The organism is Silvania confinis, assembly GCF_025564085.1.
GTDB lineage: Bacteria > Pseudomonadota > Gammaproteobacteria > Enterobacterales > Enterobacteriaceae > Enterobacter > Enterobacter confinis.
On the sequence record NZ_JAMGZJ010000074.1, the window covers coordinates 60462 to 76466 of the forward strand.

General features: G+C 54.3%; 17 protein-coding genes. 7 read left to right on the top strand and 10 right to left on the bottom strand.

From position 1 onward, the window contains the following. Positions 1-68: 68 nt before the first annotated feature. Positions 69-953 (bottom strand): nucleoside-specific channel-forming protein Tsx, encoded by an 885-nt coding sequence (locus tag M8013_RS10180; RefSeq protein WP_271267688.1) that lies wholly within the window; start codon positions 951-953, stop codon positions 69-71. 260 nt (positions 954-1213) lie between these two features. Beyond that, positions 1214-1753 carry a SadB/YajI family lipoprotein gene (locus M8013_RS10185; protein WP_271267689.1) on the bottom strand — a complete coding sequence of 180 codons (540 nt, stop codon included), beginning with the start codon at positions 1751-1753 and terminating at the stop codon, positions 1214-1216. Between the two features lie 153 nt (positions 1754-1906). Here M8013_RS10185 and nrdR point away from each other — a divergent pair, with 153 nt between their 5' ends. From nrdR to thiL, 5 genes are all read left to right on the top strand, one after another. Further along, positions 1907-2356, top strand: a complete 450-nt coding sequence (gene nrdR, locus M8013_RS10190; protein WP_271267690.1) for a transcriptional regulator NrdR — start codon at positions 1907-1909, stop codon at positions 2354-2356. Between the two features lie 4 nt (positions 2357-2360). Further along, positions 2361-3464 (top strand): bifunctional diaminohydroxyphosphoribosylaminopyrimidine deaminase/5-amino-6-(5-phosphoribosylamino)uracil reductase RibD, encoded by a 1104-nt coding sequence (gene ribD, locus M8013_RS10195; protein WP_271267691.1) that lies wholly within the window; start codon positions 2361-2363, stop codon positions 3462-3464. An 87-nt stretch (positions 3465-3551) separates the two neighbouring features. Further along, a complete protein-coding gene (gene ribH / locus M8013_RS10200) occupies positions 3552-4022 on the top strand; it encodes a 6,7-dimethyl-8-ribityllumazine synthase (RefSeq protein WP_271267692.1) in 471 nt (156 codons plus the stop codon). Positions 4023-4043: 21 nt separating this feature from the next. After that, positions 4044-4463, top strand: a complete 420-nt coding sequence (gene nusB, locus M8013_RS10205; RefSeq protein WP_052283886.1) for a transcription antitermination factor NusB — start codon at positions 4044-4046, stop codon at positions 4461-4463. 80 nt (positions 4464-4543) lie between these two features. Next, a complete protein-coding gene (thiL, locus tag M8013_RS10210; RefSeq protein ID WP_271267693.1) occupies positions 4544-5515 on the top strand; it encodes a thiamine-phosphate kinase in 972 nt (323 codons plus the stop codon). 103 nt (positions 5516-5618) lie between these two features. Here the strand turns inward: thiL and M8013_RS10215 are convergent, their stop codons facing one another. From M8013_RS10215 to xseB, 4 genes are all read right to left on the bottom strand, one after another. Beyond that, entirely contained in the window at positions 5619-6593 is a 975-nt protein-coding gene (locus tag M8013_RS10215) for an aldo/keto reductase (protein WP_271267694.1), read from the bottom strand. A gap of 66 nt (positions 6594-6659) precedes the next feature. Next, positions 6660-8522: a 1-deoxy-D-xylulose-5-phosphate synthase gene (dxs, locus tag M8013_RS10220; RefSeq protein WP_271267695.1), complete on the bottom strand. Its 1863-nt coding sequence runs from the start codon at positions 8520-8522 to the stop codon at positions 6660-6662. Positions 8523-8546: 24 nt separating this feature from the next. Continuing rightward, on the bottom strand, positions 8547-9446 hold the full coding sequence (gene ispA, locus M8013_RS10225) for a (2E,6E)-farnesyl diphosphate synthase (protein WP_271267696.1): 900 nt from the start codon (positions 9444-9446) through the stop codon (positions 8547-8549). After that, positions 9447-9689: an exodeoxyribonuclease VII small subunit gene (gene xseB, locus M8013_RS10230; protein WP_271267697.1), complete on the bottom strand. Its 243-nt coding sequence runs from the start codon at positions 9687-9689 to the stop codon at positions 9447-9449. Positions 9690-9887: 198 nt separating this feature from the next. Here xseB and thiI point away from each other — a divergent pair, with 198 nt between their 5' ends. Further along, a complete protein-coding gene (gene thiI, locus M8013_RS10235) occupies positions 9888-11336 on the top strand; it encodes a tRNA uracil 4-sulfurtransferase ThiI (protein WP_271267698.1) in 1449 nt (482 codons plus the stop codon). 95 nt (positions 11337-11431) lie between these two features. Here thiI and yajL read toward each other — a convergent pair whose 3' ends face one another. Both yajL and panE read right to left on the bottom strand, forming a co-directional pair. Then, the gene (yajL, locus tag M8013_RS10240) at positions 11432-12025 is read right to left on the bottom strand and encodes a protein deglycase YajL (RefSeq protein WP_271267699.1); all 594 of its coding nucleotides are present in this window, start codon (positions 12023-12025) and stop codon (positions 11432-11434) included. Beyond that, positions 11988-12899: a 2-dehydropantoate 2-reductase gene (gene panE / locus M8013_RS10245; RefSeq protein WP_271267700.1), complete on the bottom strand. Its 912-nt coding sequence runs from the start codon at positions 12897-12899 to the stop codon at positions 11988-11990. Before panE ends, yajL begins: the two co-directional genes overlap by 38 nt. A 129-nt stretch (positions 12900-13028) precedes the next feature. On the opposite strand from panE, the gene M8013_RS10250 reads away from it, so the two are divergent. Then, positions 13029-13520: a YajQ family cyclic di-GMP-binding protein gene (locus tag M8013_RS10250; RefSeq protein WP_271267701.1), complete on the top strand. Its 492-nt coding sequence runs from the start codon at positions 13029-13031 to the stop codon at positions 13518-13520. A gap of 29 nt (positions 13521-13549) precedes the next feature. Here M8013_RS10250 and M8013_RS10255 read toward each other — a convergent pair whose 3' ends face one another. Both M8013_RS10255 and M8013_RS10260 read right to left on the bottom strand, forming a co-directional pair. Beyond that, on the bottom strand, positions 13550-14911 hold the full coding sequence (locus tag M8013_RS10255; protein WP_271267702.1) for an MFS transporter: 1362 nt from the start codon (positions 14909-14911) through the stop codon (positions 13550-13552). Between the two features lie 214 nt (positions 14912-15125). Further along, the gene (locus M8013_RS10260; protein WP_271267703.1) at positions 15126-15458 is read right to left on the bottom strand and encodes a hypothetical protein; all 333 of its coding nucleotides are present in this window, start codon (positions 15456-15458) and stop codon (positions 15126-15128) included. Positions 15459-16005: the final 547 nt, after the last annotated feature.

The window sequence follows — 16005 nt, forward strand, 5'->3', positions numbered from 1 at the left end:
GGTGTTTGCGCCCTCTCCCGTGGGAGAGGGTAGGGGTGAGGGCATCAGCCCGCACAATCCCACATTGATTAGAAGTTGTAACCCACAACCAGGTAACCACCCCAGCCGGTAGAACGGACGTTGAAGTCACCTTTGCCGAAGTTCAGGCTTGCGTCGTCGTTCCACTGACCACCGTTGTGCCAGTAACGTGCCACAACAGAGTAGTGCCAGTGATCGTAGTTCAGGGCCAGAATATGGCTGGACGCGATAGAGTTGTTAGTGCGCGCTTTCTTACCGTCCAGGTCACGGAAGTCGTCGTCGCCCAGGTCTGAACCCCAGTCAAAGTTGGTGAAGCCGATATAGCTCAGGTTACCGCCCCACAGTGAGGTGATCGGCACAAAGTATTTCACTTTGAAACGGTAGCCATCCCACTCGTTTTCGTTTGCTGCACCGTAGTTCTGCCACTGGTATTTCGCATACACGTTCATTGACAGGCTCATTGGCAGGCCAGTGTCGATGTCAGTACCCAGACCCATGTACCAGGTGCTCTGACGACCGTCTTCGTTGCGACCCATGTCGTAGATGTAGTTGTTAGCGATGTACCACTCTTTGAACGGACCGAAGCTCAGGTCAGCACCGGTCAGCTTGTCGATGGAGAAGCGCGGTTCGATCTCCATGAACAGTGGGGAACCGTGGTTCCAGATACCCTTCGCGGTAGAGTTACCGCCGAAGAAGACTGGTGCATCCATGTAACCATAGAAATCAAACCAGTCTTTCTTAGCGAAAGCTTCGTATTCCAGGTAGGTATCGTTACGGATTTGCGGTCCAAAGCGGGTGTGGTAGCTGCCTACTACGTTGACGCTCTGGTGCCACCAGTCGGAGACATACTCTGGTTTATCGTTTTCTGCTGCCTGCACAGCAAAAGTGGAGGAGAGTGCCAGTGCTGCACCGGCTGCGAGTAATGTTTTTTTCATAATGATGCCACTGATTTGAAATCCCTAACGGGAGTGAAAAAGGCGCGAATTGCGTTTCAAAATATTTCGTGTTTCTGCGAGCCTATTATAGGAATCCCTGCTCACAAAAATATGTGTTGTTTCACATATCTCTCATATACGTAATCGATTGCGTTCACGTTTGCGTATTTTAACGGAGCGGATTGTAATGGCAAACATTGATGTTGCCAATCATAACGGCCGAAAGGGGGGCGGAACGTGAAAGACGTTCCGCAGGGGGATTATTGCGCGACGGGCTGAATATCGTGAATGCGGATAAACCCGAGCTGGTCGGGGGTGATTCCGTTTAACTGGAGCGGAATATCGACATCGCTGGGCGCCAGCACGCTGGCCGGGGCGTTGATCAGCTGGGTCTGGACATTCTGTTCCTGGAAGTTATCGGTGGTGCCCTGGATCTGGCCCCAGGCGACGGTGGCGCTAAACGCCGGGAGCGGATCGTTAGATTCCCCCTGAATGCGCAGGGTCGCGCGGGTGCCATCGGCATTGGGTGCCACATTGACCAACGACATGCGCAGGGTGCCAATCTGGCTGTTCAGACGGGCAGGGGTATTCGAGCCGGGCAGCAGGTATACGCCACTGGTGGATTTCACGTTCAGCGCGTTCTGCTGAGTGATTTTTACGGTTTCCTGATTGAGCTTACTCATGGTCGCATTCAGCGAACTCACGCTCTGGTTCATCTGGCGCACTTCACTTTGCTGGGCGCAGGCGCTCAGGCTAAAGAGGCTTCCCACCAGCAGAATACTTAGGTAACGTCTTGTCATGGTGATTATTTCCCTGAGATAACGGATTCTGCTAAGGGTAGTCAACGACCCGGGCTGTGGTATAGATCCTTTATCCCAAAAACGCGTCTTCTTTGTTGTCGGCCCAGTTCAGGGTAAAATAGAGTTCAGTTAACCCGATAGTCAGGACATCGTATGCATTGCCCATTCTGTCTCGCCGTGGATACCAAAGTAATCGACTCCCGACTCGTGGGAGAAGGCTCTTCTGTGCGCCGCCGTCGGCAGTGCCTGGTCTGTAATGAACGTTTCACCACCTTCGAAGTGGCGGAGCTGGTCATGCCGCGCGTTGTGAAAAGTAATGACATCCGCGAGCCGTTCAACGAAGAGAAGCTGCGCAGAGGGATCCTCAAAGCGCTGGAAAAACGCCCGGTCAGCGCCGATGACGTTGAAATGGCGCTCAACCACATTAAATCGCAGCTGCGCGCCACCGGCGAACGCGAAGTGGCCAGCAAAATGATTGGCAACCTGGTGATGGAGCAGCTTAAAAAGCTCGATAAGGTTGCCTATATCCGCTTTGCTTCCGTGTACCGCAGTTTCGAAGATATCAAAGAGTTTGGCGAAGAGATCGCCCGCCTACAGGATTAAGCGTATGCAGGATGAAATGTACATGGCGCGAGCGCTGAAGCTGGCGCAACGCGGACGTTTTACTACCCATCCCAACCCCAATGTCGGCTGCGTCATTGTTAACGATGGCCAGATTGTCGGCGAAGGTTTTCACTACCGCGCCGGTGAGCCGCACGCAGAAGTGCATGCCCTGCGCATGGCTGGCGACAAGGCCCGAGGCGCAACAGCCTATGTGACGCTGGAACCCTGTAGCCATCACGGTCGCACGCCGCCGTGCTGCGACGCGCTGATCGCCGCCGGAGTCTCACGCGTCGTGGCCGCGATGCAGGATCCTAATCCGCAGGTGGCCGGGCGCGGTCTGTACCGTCTGCAGCAGGCGGGCATTGAGGTCAGCCACGGGCTGATGATGAGTGAAGCCGAACGCCTCAACCAGGGTTTCCTCAAGCGGATGCGGACCGGTTTCCCCTATATTCAGCTGAAAATGGGCGCATCGCTTGATGGCCGCACGGCGATGGCCAGCGGCGAAAGTCAGTGGATCACCTCCCCGCAGGCAAGGCGCGATGTGCAACGTCTGCGTGCGCAAAGTCATGCTATTCTCACCAGCCATGCCACCGTGCTGGCAGACGATCCTGCCCTGACCGTGCGCTGGGATGAGCTGAATAACGACACTCAGGCGCTTTACCCGCAGGAGGATGTACGTCAGCCGCTGCGGATTGTGGTAGACCGTGAGAACCGCGTGACCCCTGCGCACCGGATCGTGCAGCAGCCGGGCGAGACCTGGTTTGCTCGCACCCAGCAAGACGATCGTAGCTGGCCGGAAGGGGTACGCAGCATTATGGTGCCGGAGCACAACGGGCACCTGGATTTAGTGGTGCTGATGATGCTGCTGGGCAAACAGCAGGTCAACAGTATCTGGGTCGAAGCGGGCCCGACGCTGGCGGGCGCGTTGTTACAGGCCGGGCTGGTGGATGAGCTGGTTGTCTATCTGGCGCCTAAACTGTTAGGCAGCGACGCCCGTGGCTTGTGCACTCTGCCAGGGCTGGAAAAACTGGCGGATGCCCCGGCATTTCACTTTAGCGAGGTACGTTCGGTTGGACCGGATCTGTGCCTGCATTTGACTAACGCGTAACGGCTTTTTAAATTCGGAAGCGGTGCGCTAAGTATTATGATAAAATCCGCCCCCCTGCGGGGCCAAATGAACCCGTAAAGGAAGAGTATGAACATTATTGAAGCTGCTGTTGCTACCCCAGACGCTCGCGTCGCCATCACCATTGCGCGTTTCAACAACTTCATCAACGACAGCCTGCTGGATGGTGCGATTGACGCCCTGAAACGTATCGGCCAGGTGAAAGACGAAAACATTACCGTTGTCTGGGTTCCAGGTGCTTACGAACTGCCACTGGCAGCGGGTGCACTGGCGAAAACCGGCAAATACGATGCGGTGATCGCGCTGGGTACCGTTATTCGTGGCGGCACGGCACACTTTGAATATGTTGCTGGTGGTGCAAGCAACGGTCTGTTGCACGTCGCGCAGGATGCTGAAATTCCTGTCGCTTTTGGCGTACTCACCACTGAAAGTATTGAACAAGCTATCGAACGCGCTGGCACTAAAGCCGGTAACAAAGGTGCAGAAGCTGCACTGACCGCGCTTGAAATGATCAATGTATTGAAAGCCATCAAGGCCTGATTTTTTTGTAAGGGGAATTCCGTGAAACCTGCTGCTCGTCGCCGCGCCCGTGAATGTGCCGTTCAGGCACTTTACTCCTGGCAGTTGTCCCAGAACGACATCTCTGATGTTGAATACCAGTTCCTGGCGGAACAAGACGTCAAAGACGTTGACGTCGTGTACTTCCGTGAACTGCTGTCGGGAGTGGCGACTAATAGCGCGTATCTCGACGGTCTGATGAAGCCGTACCTGTCCCGTCTGCTCGAAGAGTTGGGTCAGGTTGAAAAAGCGGTGCTGCGCATTGCACTGTTTGAGCTGTCTAAGCGTGACGATGTGCCGTACAAAGTGGCCATCAACGAAGCTATCGAACTGGCGAAAACCTTCGGTGCGGAAGACAGCCACAAATTTGTTAACGGCGTACTGGACAAGGCTGCACCCGCAATCCGTCCCCGCAAAAAGTGATCCCTAAGCCGGAGTGCTGCATTACCCTGTGGGGTGGTGCAGGCTCCGGTTTTTTTATTTTCTTTGCTGAGGCATAACGTATGGCATGTGGCGAATTTTCCCTGATTGCCCGTTATTTTGACCGAGTCAGAAGCGCGCGTCTCGATGTGGAAACCGGCATCGGCGACGACTGTGCTCTTCTTAATATCCCCGAAAAACAGACGCTGGCCATCAGCACCGACACCTTAGTCTGTGGTCGTCATTTCCTGGCAGATATCGATCCAGCCGATCTGGCGTATAAAGCGCTGGCGGTGAACGTCAGCGATCTGGCGGCGATGGGGGCCGATCCGGCGTGGTTAACACTGGCATTGACCCTGCCGGACGTTGACGAAAGCTGGCTGGCTGCCTTCAGCGACGCGCTGTTTGAACAACTCAACTATTACGATATGCAGCTGATCGGTGGCGATACCACCGCCGGACCGCTGTCGATGACGCTGGCGATCCATGGCTATGTGCCCGTGGGTCGCGCCCTGAAACGCTCTGGTGCCAAACCGGGGGACTGGATCTATGTGACCGGTACACCGGGCGATAGCGCGGCGGGGCTGGCCATATTGCAGAAGCATTTAGCCGTGCCGGATGCAGATGACGCGACATACTTTGTACAACGCCATTTACGCCCGACCCCACGCATTCTGCACGGCCAGGCGCTGCGCGATCGTGCCAGTTCAGCGATCGATCTCTCGGATGGCCTGATCTCTGATCTGGGACATATTCTGAAGGCCAGCGGCGTAGGCGCACGGGTGGATCTGGATCTTTTCCCGCTGTCTGACGCTATGCGCAGGAATGTTGAGCCTGAGCAGGCCTTGCGCTGGGCGCTGTCCGGCGGCGAAGACTATGAGCTGTGCTTTACCGTGCCTGAGCTCAATCGCGGTACGCTGGATGTGGCCTTAGCCAATCTGGGCGCGCGATTCACCTGTATCGGGCAGATCCTGCCAGAAAGTGAAGGGATGCAGTTTGTGCAAAACGCGGTGCCGGTCACGCTCGACTGGAAAGGGTACGATCACTTCGCGTGATGTTGCTGTGTGCGGTTTGTGCCGGGGGCGCTGCGCTTGCCCGGCCTACAATATCTACGGTTTTGAAGGCCGGGTAAGGCGATGCCGCTACCCGGCTTTTTTATTACTTAAATCCGACCACCGGATGTTCCCGGTACGGCGTTTCCAGCTCGGCAATCTGCTCTGGGGTCAGCGTTAAATCGACCGCCCCCAATAAATCGTCCAGCTGCTCTTCGCGCGACGCGCCGATGATCGGGGCGGCAACCCCGCGTTTGCTCAGCACCCACGCCAGCGCGACCTGCGCGCGCGTCACGCCCAGTTCATCGGCAATGCCGGTCAAGCGCTCGGCAATTTGCGCATTGTTGGCTTCGGTTTCGTCATACAGCGTTTTACCAAATTCGTCGGATACCGAACGGGCGGTGGTTTCACCCCACGGGCGGGTTAAACGCCCGCGTGCCAGCGGACTCCAGGGGATCACCGCCACGCCATGTTGATAGCACAGGGGCAGCATCTCACGCTCTTCTTCGCGATAAATAAGATTGTAGTGATCCTGCATGGTCGCAAACGGTGCCCAGCCGTTCTCGGCCTGTAGCGCCAGCGCGTCAGCAAATTGCGCAGCATGCATCGATGAGGCACCGATATAGCGCGCTTTCCCCGCTTTTACCACTTCATTCAGCGCGTCAAGCGTCTCTTCAATCGGGGTGTTGTAATCCCAGCGGTGAATTTGCAGCAGATCGACATACTCCATGTTCAGACGTCGTAAACTGTCGTCGATTGAGCGCAGGATCTGTGCCCGGGAGAGCCCTTCCGCCAGGTCGCCCACCTGGTGATAGACTTTAGTGGCGACCACGACCTCATCCCGGCGGGCGAAATCGCGCAGCGCCCGCCCCACGATCTCTTCGCTGCTGCCGTCGGAATAGCTGTTAGCGGTATCAAAGAAGTTAATTCCGCCCTCGAGGGCGTGCTTGATAATCAGGCGACTGCTCTCTTCAGGTAAGGTCCAGGCGTGCTTTCCCCGGTCCGGTTCGCCAAAGGTCATACACCCCAGACATAATCGGGAAACCTTAAGATTTGTTTTTCCTAATGTATTGTATTGCATGGTTCCACTCCTGCTGATTGCTTAAAACAGTACCGTTAAGCATAGCAGGAGCGGAAAGGGGAGGGATTATGCCAGCCAGGCGGTAATGCGTGCTTCGATGCCAGCGGCATCCAGCCCAATTTCGGCACGGGCTTCATCCTGCGTGCCCTGAGGAATAAAGCGGTCCGGCAGGCCGAGATTCAGTACCGGTACAGGTTTGCGGTTGGCCATCAGCACTTCGTTCACGCCGCTGCCTGCGCCGCCCATGATGGCGTTCTCTTCGAGGGTGATCAGTGCCTCATGGCGCGTCGCCATCTCCAGAATCAGCGACTCATCCAGCGGTTTGACAAAACGCATATCCACCAGCGTGGCGTTGAGGGATTCTGCGACTTTTGCCGCTTCCGGCATCAGCGTGCCGAAGTTCAGGATCGCCAGCTTTTCACCCTGACGTTTCACAACGGCTTTGCCAATCGGCAGTTTTTGCAGCGGTTCCAGCGTCACGCCGACCGCATTACCACGCGGATAACGTACCGCCGTTGGGCCGTCCTGATAGTGATAGCCGGTAAATAACATCTGGCGGCATTCGTTTTCGTCACTTGGCGTCATCACCACCATATCCGGGATGCAGCGCAGATAAGAGAGGTCGAATGCGCCCTGATGGGTCTGGCCGTCGGCACCGACAATGCCTGCCCGGTCAATGGCGAACAGCACCGGTAATTTCTGGATCGCGACATCATGAATAACCTGATCGTAGGCGCGCTGCAGAAAGGTAGAGTAGATGGCCACCACGGGCTTATAACCGCCAATCGCCAGGCCTGCGGCGAAGGTCACTGCGTGCTGCTCGGCAATGGCCACGTCAAAATATTGCGTCGGGTACTTTTTCGAGAACTCGACCATCCCGGAGCCTTCGCGCATCGCCGGGGTCACGGCCATTAGCTTGTTGTCTTTGGCCGCCGTTTCACACAGCCAGTCGCCGAAGATTTTAGAATAGCTTGGCATACCGCCGCTGCTTTTTGGCAGACAGCCGCTGGTGGGGTCGAATTTTGGCACCGCGTGAAAGGTGATCGGATCTTTTTCTGCCGGCTCGTAGCCCCGGCCTTTTTTGGTCATAATATGCAGGAACTGCGGGCCTTTCAGGTCACGCATATTTTTCAGCGTGGTGACCAGCCCCAGAACGTCGTGACCGTCTACCGGGCCGATGTAGTTAAAGCCCAGCTCCTCGAACAGCGTACCAGGTACGACCATCCCTTTAATATGTTCTTCGGTGCGTCGCAGCAGCTCTTTGATCGGCGGAACGCCGGAAAAGACTTTTTTTCCGCCTTCGCGCAGGGTCGAGTAAAGCTTGCCGGACAGCAGTTGCGCCAGATGGTTATTCAGCGCACCAACATTTTCAGAAATCGACATCTCGTTGTCATTGAGGACCACCAGCATATCCGGTTTGATATCCCCGGCGTGGTTCATGGCCTCAAACGCCATCCCAGCGGTGATGGCGCCATCGCCAATCACGCTGACGGTGCGGCGCTGTTTGCCCTCTTTCGCTGCTGCGACGGCAATGCCGATCCCGGCAGAAATAGAGGTAGAGGAGTGACCGACGCTCAGCACGTCGTACTCGCTCTCGCCGCGCCACGGGAACGGATGCAGGCCGCCTTTCTGGCGAATAGTGCCAATTTTATCCCGACGACCGGTGAGAATTTTGTGCGGATACGCCTGATGGCCCACGTCCCAGATCAGCTGATCGAACGGGGTATTGTAGACATAGTGCAGCGCTACGGTAAGCTCCACCGTGCCAAGCCCGGAGGCGAAATGGCCGCTGGAACGGCTTACGCTGTCGAGCAGATAGCGACGCAGCTCGTCGCAAAGCTTCGGCAGGCTCTCTTTCGGCAACAGACGTAACTCCTGGCTGGAGTCAACCAACGCCAGCGTCGGGTATTTGGCAATATCAAAACTCATCAAAGGCTCATCGAGATTGTATGTTTATTTATCACGCTGGATTATATAGTCCGCTAGCGCTTCCAGTGCCGAGGTGTCCAGTGACTGCGCGGCCAGTTGGTCTAGCGACTGGCGGGCATCATTAATCAGGTCCCGGGCTTTTTGTTGGGCTTGCTCAAGGCCCAGTAGGGCGGGATAGGTACTTTTGCCAAGCTGCTGATCGGCACCCTGACGTTTCCCCAATGTTGCAGTATCGCCCACGACATCCAGAATGTCATCCTGTACCTGGAACGCCAAACCGATACTCTCTGCGTAGCGATCCAGAATCGGCAGGGCCTGACGCCCGCGTTCACCCGCACTCAGCGCACCCAAACGAACCGCCGCCCGGATTAATGCACCGGTTTTATGGCGATGAATACGCTCAAGCTGTTCCAGATTAACCTGACGGCCTTCGGCCTCCAGATCCAACGCCTGACCCCCGCACATGCCAGCTACGCCGCTTGCCGTTGCCAGCTCTGACACCATCGCCAGGCGATCTCTGTCCGCGACCTCAACCATCGGGGCGTCGCTCAGAATCGCAAAGGCCAGCGTCTGCAGGGCATCGCCTGCCAGGATCGCGTTCGCTTCGCCAAACTTAATATGACAGGTCGGCTGACCGCGACGCAGGTCGTCATCGTCCATCGCCGGTAAATCATCGTGAATCAGCGAATAGGCGTGAATACATTCGACCGCTGCCGCCGGGGCATCCAGCGTGTCATCGCTAATCCCAAACATCTTGCCGGTGGCATAAACCAAAAAGGGACGCAGGCGTTTGCCGCCTAACAGTGCGCCATAGTGCATGGCCTCAACCAGTGGAGTGTTCTGAAAAGGCTGCGGGTCGATAAACCGGCGCAACGCATCGTTAGCACGCTCAACGCACGCCTGAAGCTGGTTCGGAAAATCCATTTACTCGGCGTCCGGCGTGAAGGGGGTCGTAGTGGCATCTTCGTTATCAGAGAGCAGGATCTGCACGCGCTGTTCTGCCTGCTGCAGCTTAACCTGACCCTGACGGGCCAGCTGCACACCGCGTTCGAACTCATTAAGCGCCTCTTCTAACGGCAGCTCGCCGCTTTCCAGACGGGTAACGATTTGCTCAAGTTCACTCAGCGCAGTTTCGAAACTGGCAGGTGCATCGTTTTTCTTCGGCATAGTGAATTTTTGACTCTCAGTTTTATATCCCTGACATGGTATCGGACTCAGGGTAATTATCAAATAACGCGCAATGTGCACAGGCGCTTCGCGATGGTGGTATACTTGCGGGCCTGGATGCAGCCTGGTGGATATGCAGGCTGCTGTACTTTCTTCCATCACAAGCCGTTACCGGCTTGCCAACGAAATATTGCCGCCATGAAGTTTATCATTAAATTGTTCCCGGAAATCACTATCAAAAGCCAATCTGTGCGTTTGCGCTTTATTAAAATATTGACCGGTAACATTCGTAACGTCTTAAAAGAATACGAAGAAACGCTCGCCATTGTGCGCCATTGGGATCACATCGAAGTTCGCGCCAAAGATGAAAGCCAGCGTCTGGACATCCGCGATGCGCTGACGCGAATTCCTGGGATCCACCACATTCTGGATGTCGAAGATGTGCCGTTCACCTCGCTTCACGATATTTTTGAAAAAGTGCTGGTGCAGTTTCGCCCTGAAGTTGAAGGAAAATCCTTCTGCGTGCGCGTGAAGCGTCGCGGAAAGCATGAATTCACCTCAATCGAAGCCGAACGCTACATTGGCGGCGGTCTGAATCAGCACATTGAGTCTGCACGCGTGAAACTGACGCGTCCGGATGTGACGGTGAATCTCGAAATCGAAAACGATCGCCTGCTGCTGGTTAATGGGCGCTATGAAGGCATCGGTGGTTATCCGATCGGGACGCAGGAAGACGTGCTGTCACTGATCTCCGGTGGTTTCGACTCTGGCGTGTCCAGCTATATGCTTATGCGTCGTGGCTGTCGCGTGCATTACTGCTTCTTTAACCTGGGCGGTGCCGCACATGAAATCGGCGTTCGTCAGGTGGCCCATTACCTGTGGAAACGTTTTGGTAGCTCCCACCGCGTGCGTTTTGTCGCTATTAACTTCGAACCTGTGGTTGGCGAAATCCTCGAAAAAGTGGAAGACGGCCAGATGGGCGTGGTGCTGAAGCGCATGATGGTTCGTGCCGCCTCTCAGGTGGCTGAGCGCTACGGCGTGCAGGCACTGGTGACCGGTGAAGCGCTGGGTCAAGTTTCCAGCCAGACGCTGACCAACCTGCGCCTTATCGATAACGTGTCTGATACGCTGATCCTGCGTCCGCTGATCTCCCACGATAAAGAGCACATCATCGATCTTGCGCGCGAAATCGGTACTGCCGATTTTGCCCGTACGATGCCGGAATATTGCGGTGTGATTTCGAAAAGCCCAACCGTCAAAGCGGTGAAGGGTAAGATTGAAGCCGAAGAGCAGAATTTCGATTTCGGCATCCTCGATAAAGTGGTCGCTGAGGCGTCCAATATCGATATCCGCGAAATCGCGCAGCAGACCCAGCAGGACGTGGTGGAAGTAGAAACCGTAACCGGTTTTGGCCCGGACGATGTGCTGCTGGATATCCGTTCGGGTGATGAGCAGGACGCGAATCCGTTTACGCCGGAAGGGGTTGAAGTGGCTTCGCTGCCGTTCTACAAGCTGAGCACTAAGTTTGGCGATCTGGATAAGAATAAAACTTATCTGCTGTGGTGTGAGCGCGGTGTGATGAGCCGTCTGCAGGCGCTCTATCTGCGTGAGCAGGGCTTTACCAATGTGAAGGTATATCGCCCGTAGCCTTAACGCCCGGTGGCGCTGTGCTAACCGGGCGAACGATTTCATGCATTTTGTCGGTCGGGTAAGGCGTAGCCGTCACCCGACTTTTTTATGCATTACGCCTCGTAATAGTTATAAATCCCCGCCGCCATCACCAGCGATGATGCGACTTCGTAAGCTTTTTCGCGACCGACCAGCAGTTCGATTATCTTCAATGCAAAATCAATCGACGTACCTGGACCCTGGCTGGTGAGCAGATTCACACGCGGATCCCAGACCATGCGCTTATCTACCCACTGATCCTCGGGGATACGATCCTTCAGCGCCGGGAAGCCGGTCATGTTCCCTATCGGGAAGAGGTTATGCGGTACAAGGACCGTGGCTGCAGCGGCGCAAATCGCAGCGACAATTTTGCCGGAAAGGTGGAACTGCCGGACGGTTTCGACCAGCAGGGGGCTGTCGCGAAAGCACTCCGCACCCTGCAGGCCACCGGGCAGGACGATGATATCGTAATCGCCGTCAGCGACCTCAACCAGTGGTGCATCGGCCACGACTTTCACGCCACGTGAGCAGGTGATAATCAGATTTCCATCGCTGGCGACGCTTGCAGTGGTCACGCTAATCCCGGCACGAACCAGCAGATCGATAGTGGTAACCGCTTCGGTCTCTTCGCTACCAGGGGCGAGACATACCAGGGCTGACGCGCTCATACTCACTCTCCTTACGTTTAACCTGTTCATACAAATAGACATTTTCAGGCACGCTAATGCCGTGCGCTCGGGCGCGTTTTAACAGGTAGCCCGTGATGTAGTCAATTTCGGTATGCCGCAACCCGCGCACGTCCTGCAGCATCGACGAGATATTCTGTGCCGTGCTTTCGATGACCTCTTCGACGTAATAGCGAATATCGTCCACCGAGGTGTGGATCCCTTCGCGCTCAACGACAGCGGCAACTTCAGCACACAGCGTTGCCAGCTGCTCCGGGTGATTTTTTAGCTCGCCATTCGGGCAGTTCAGCAGCGCAGTCAGCGGGTTAATCACGCAGTTCACCGCCAGTTTGCGCCACATTTGCGGGCGAATATTGTCATGCCAGGCCACATCCGGCAGCACCTGCTGAAACAGATCGGCAAGACCACTGTAGTCACCCTCCTGTGCCCTCGCGGGGCCAATGTGGGTCATGCCGCTGGCGACATGAACAATCACGTTGCCATCCCGGCGCGCAGCATGGGTGGTGATGGCCATGAGCAGTGGCTGGTGGATGCTTTTCAACTCTTCAATAGTGCCCATGCCGTTGTGCAGCAGCATAATCGGCGAGGTGCGGGGAAGGGTGGAGGCCAGTGCTTTGACAGCATCGGAAACCTGCCAGGCTTTCAGTGTCACCAGCAACAGATCGCTTTGCGCCAGGAAGTCAGGATCGTTAGCAATGAGAGATTCATTAAAGATACTCCCATCTTCATCAATCAGGTTTACACTGCAATAGGGCTGCGGCACACGCAGCCAGCCTTGTACTTCATGTCCATGTTTGCACAGTGCGGTCAGCCAAAGTTGTCCAAGCGCTCCGCATCCAAGCACGGTAATTTTCATTGTTCCTCCTCACCTGCAACCACACCAGGTGTTACAGCATTAAGTATAGCGTCGACAGTTAAGCTTCTGTTGAGTTATGCCTCGTTGCGGGTATTATGCAACGCAACAAAAGTAAAGGGAGAAGAAAAGATGCCATCTTTCGATATTGTTTCCGAAGTTGATATCCAGGAAGTACGTAACGGCGTGGATAACGCAAGCCGTGAAGTTGAGACACGTTTCGACTTTCGTGGCGTTGAGGCAAGTTTTGACCTGAACGACGCAAATAAGACCATTAAGATCCTGAGCGAATCGGATTTCCAGGTGACTCAGTTGCTGGATATTTTACGCGCGAAGCTGTTAAAGCGCGGCATTGAAGGGACATCTCTCGATGTGCCAGAAGAGTTCGTCCACAGTGGCAAAACCTGGTTTGTTGAAGCCAAACTGAAGCAGGGCATTGAGAGCGCGATGCAGAAAAAAATCGTCAAGCTCATCAAAGACAGCAAGCTGAAGGTTCAGGCGCAAATTCAGGGTGAAGAAATTCGCGTGACCGGAAAATCCCGTGACGATCTGCAGGGCGTGATGGCGCTGGTGCGCGGCAGCGATCTCGGCCAGCCTTTCCAGTTCAAAAACTTCCGCGATTAAGAAACTTGCCCGGCTCGCCGGGCTTGTTTTCAGGCTTTAAGCGCCAGCTCAACTTCTACGCGATTGGTCAGTTTATTGTCGATTTTGACGTACAAACTGCGCTCTTCAGGTACCAGTAATACCTCACTGACCCCTTCTTTGCTTTCTATTCGCTGTTTTAACGTATCGTTAATCTCGATATCTTGCGGGATTTCTACCCGCAGACTGCTGACGTAGCGCGGCTCTTTCATGGTGCTGGCAACCAGTAGCCATACCGTCGCCAACAGGGCACCTGCCAGGAAGACGGTCTGCGAATCAAATAATCCATCGACCCAGCCGCCCAGCGCGCCACCAATCGCCACACCGATAAACTGGCTGGTGGAGTAAATCCCCATCGCTGTTCCTTTGTAACCTGCCGGTGACTCTTTGCTGATTAACGACGGCAGCAGGGCTTCCATCAGGTTGAAGGCGAGGAAGAACAACTGTACCCCGGCAATCAGTTCCCAGAAGTGTGGGCCAGAGCCCCAGAGCACGATTTCGGCGATTAACAGCAACGCGACGCAGGCAATGAAGACGCGCTTCATCCGTCGCTTCACTTCGGCATAAATAATAAAAGGCACGACGGAAACAAAGGAGATTAACATCGTCACCAGATAGACTTTCCAGTGCTCAGCGGCCGGGAACCCGGCTGCAGCAAGCTGACCCGGCAGGGCGACGAAGGTGGACATCAGCAGGATATGCAGGCACATGATGCCGAAGTTAAGCTTCAGCAGGCGCGGTTCAGCCAATACTTTGCTAAAGCAACCTTTCACCATCCCGGATTCGCGGTTCAACACATGATTTTTACTGTCCGGCACGACCCAGATCGTCAGGGCGATGCCGAGGGTTGCCAGCACCGCAATCATCCAGAATAGCGCGTTCAATCCCAGCGCATGGGTAATGATTGGGCCCAGCACCATCGCAATAGCGAAGGTCACGCCAAAGCTGACGCCGATAAAGGCCATCGCTTTCGTGCGATTTTGTTCACGCGTAAGGTCTGACAGCAGCGCCATGACGGCAGCGGCAATGGCACCTGAGCCCTGCAAGGCACGTCCAAGGATAATGCCCCAGATGGAGTGGGAGAGGGCGGCGATAATGCTACCGGCAACAAATACCAGCAGGCCGCCGACAATCAGTGGCTTGCGGCCGATGCGGTCTGAGAGCAGACCAAACGGGATCTGAAAAACCGCCTGCGCCAGGCCATAAATGCCGATAGCGAGCCCAATTAACGCTTCACTTGCCCCCTGCAATGCCATGCCGTAAGTGGTCAGAACGGGCAGGACCATAAACATGCCAAGCATACGCAATGAGAAAACAGTCCCTAAACCCCAGGTGGCGCGTAACTCGCCTGGCGTCATTTTATAATCGTTCATTACCACCTCAGTCTGAAAAGCGCGACCAGTGTAGTGCGAGTGAGAGGTGGGGTAAACAGAGCGAAGATAAACAAATATTGCTGGTATTAATGATTAGTGCTGTTAAGCGAAAGAGAGGGCGAAGCATGGAACGATATGAGTGAGAAGCAGCCTGATATTGGCGGCAGAAAACGGGCAGCATCGTGGTGCTGCCCATCAACAGATTTAAAGCAAATTACGCACTGGCAGCATTTATGAAGCTGTTCCAGTCGGTTGCTGCATTATTAACGAAGGTGTCCCAGCTGTCGCCGGCTGTCGTTACAAAGCCATTCCAGTTGTCTAAACCAGAAGAAACAAAGGTTTCCCAGTTGTTGCTGCCGTTCAGGAATGAACCAAATGCCTTTGTGCTATCGATAACAAAACCAGCAAAAGCGGCACCGGAGTTTGCAACGAACGAAGCAAAGCCAGCACCAGCACTCACTACAAAGTTGCTAAAGCCGGTTGCTGCGCCAATCAGGTTAAATCCACCAGAAACTTGTGCTATTTCGTGAATTGATAATTCTTTCATTTTTATTCCTTTAAAAAATAATAGTTAAGCCAGCAAAATACTGACCTTGAAATAGTATCATTGTTATTGGTTAGGGTGCATCTATATTTAAATAAAACAGTGAAGATATTCACGCTGTCAATTGATGTTGTTTTTATTTAATGCTCAATCATATGTGCATTACCCTGAGCTGATTTCTGATTGGGCTGATATTTATATTCTTGAATTGGGTGGTGATTTCTATTTTTTATATAAAGCATGAAATCATTATATTCACAGACCTATATGAAGAAGATTATAAAAAAGCGTGATATTAATTCATTACACCAAGGCTAACTCACCTAACTCAACCACATTCCGATATTGATTAAGATCTTGTTGCAGTAAAATTTTATCTTAATGGATGAAAAATTCACTTTTTGTTCATCATTTCTAGCGTAAAAATATACGCTAATTATAGCTGGCTGACCAGGTCATGCCAAAGGGTATGCTCAATGATGATGTCGTCAGTTTTTCTGGGAAATTCCCTGAGTTTAACGACAAGTGTGACTCGAGTTAGAGTCTTTCC

Bases quoted from the DNA above. Each gene is read 5' to 3' on its own strand.
- M8013_RS10180 (WP_271267688.1), bottom strand. From the start codon at position 953: ATGAAAAAAACATTACTCGCAGCCGGTGCAGCACTGGCACTCTCCTCC.
- M8013_RS10185 (WP_271267689.1), bottom strand. From the start codon at position 1,753: ATGACAAGACGTTACCTAAGTATTCTGCTGGTGGGAAGCCTCTTTAGC.
- nrdR (WP_271267690.1), top strand. From the start codon at position 1,907: ATGCATTGCCCATTCTGTCTCGCCGTGGATACCAAAGTAATCGACTCC.
- ribD (WP_271267691.1), top strand. From the start codon at position 2,361: ATGCAGGATGAAATGTACATGGCGCGAGCGCTGAAGCTGGCGCAACGC.
- ribH (WP_271267692.1), top strand. From the start codon at position 3,552: ATGAACATTATTGAAGCTGCTGTTGCTACCCCAGACGCTCGCGTCGCC.
- thiL (WP_271267693.1), top strand. From the start codon at position 4,544: ATGGCATGTGGCGAATTTTCCCTGATTGCCCGTTATTTTGACCGAGTC.
- M8013_RS10215 (WP_271267694.1), bottom strand. From the start codon at position 6,593: ATGCAATACAATACATTAGGAAAAACAAATCTTAAGGTTTCCCGATTA.
- dxs (WP_271267695.1), bottom strand. From the start codon at position 8,522: ATGAGTTTTGATATTGCCAAATACCCGACGCTGGCGTTGGTTGACTCC.
- ispA (WP_271267696.1), bottom strand. From the start codon at position 9,446: ATGGATTTTCCGAACCAGCTTCAGGCGTGCGTTGAGCGTGCTAACGAT.
- xseB (WP_271267697.1), bottom strand. From the start codon at position 9,689: ATGCCGAAGAAAAACGATGCACCTGCCAGTTTCGAAACTGCGCTGAGT.
- thiI (WP_271267698.1), top strand. From the start codon at position 9,888: ATGAAGTTTATCATTAAATTGTTCCCGGAAATCACTATCAAAAGCCAA.
- yajL (WP_271267699.1), bottom strand. From the start codon at position 12,025: ATGAGCGCGTCAGCCCTGGTATGTCTCGCCCCTGGTAGCGAAGAGACC.
- panE (WP_271267700.1), bottom strand. From the start codon at position 12,899: ATGAAAATTACCGTGCTTGGATGCGGAGCGCTTGGACAACTTTGGCTG.
- M8013_RS10250 (WP_271267701.1), top strand. From the start codon at position 13,029: ATGCCATCTTTCGATATTGTTTCCGAAGTTGATATCCAGGAAGTACGT.
- M8013_RS10255 (WP_271267702.1), bottom strand. From the start codon at position 14,911: ATGAACGATTATAAAATGACGCCAGGCGAGTTACGCGCCACCTGGGGT.
- M8013_RS10260 (WP_271267703.1), bottom strand. From the start codon at position 15,458: ATGAAAGAATTATCAATTCACGAAATAGCACAAGTTTCTGGTGGATTT.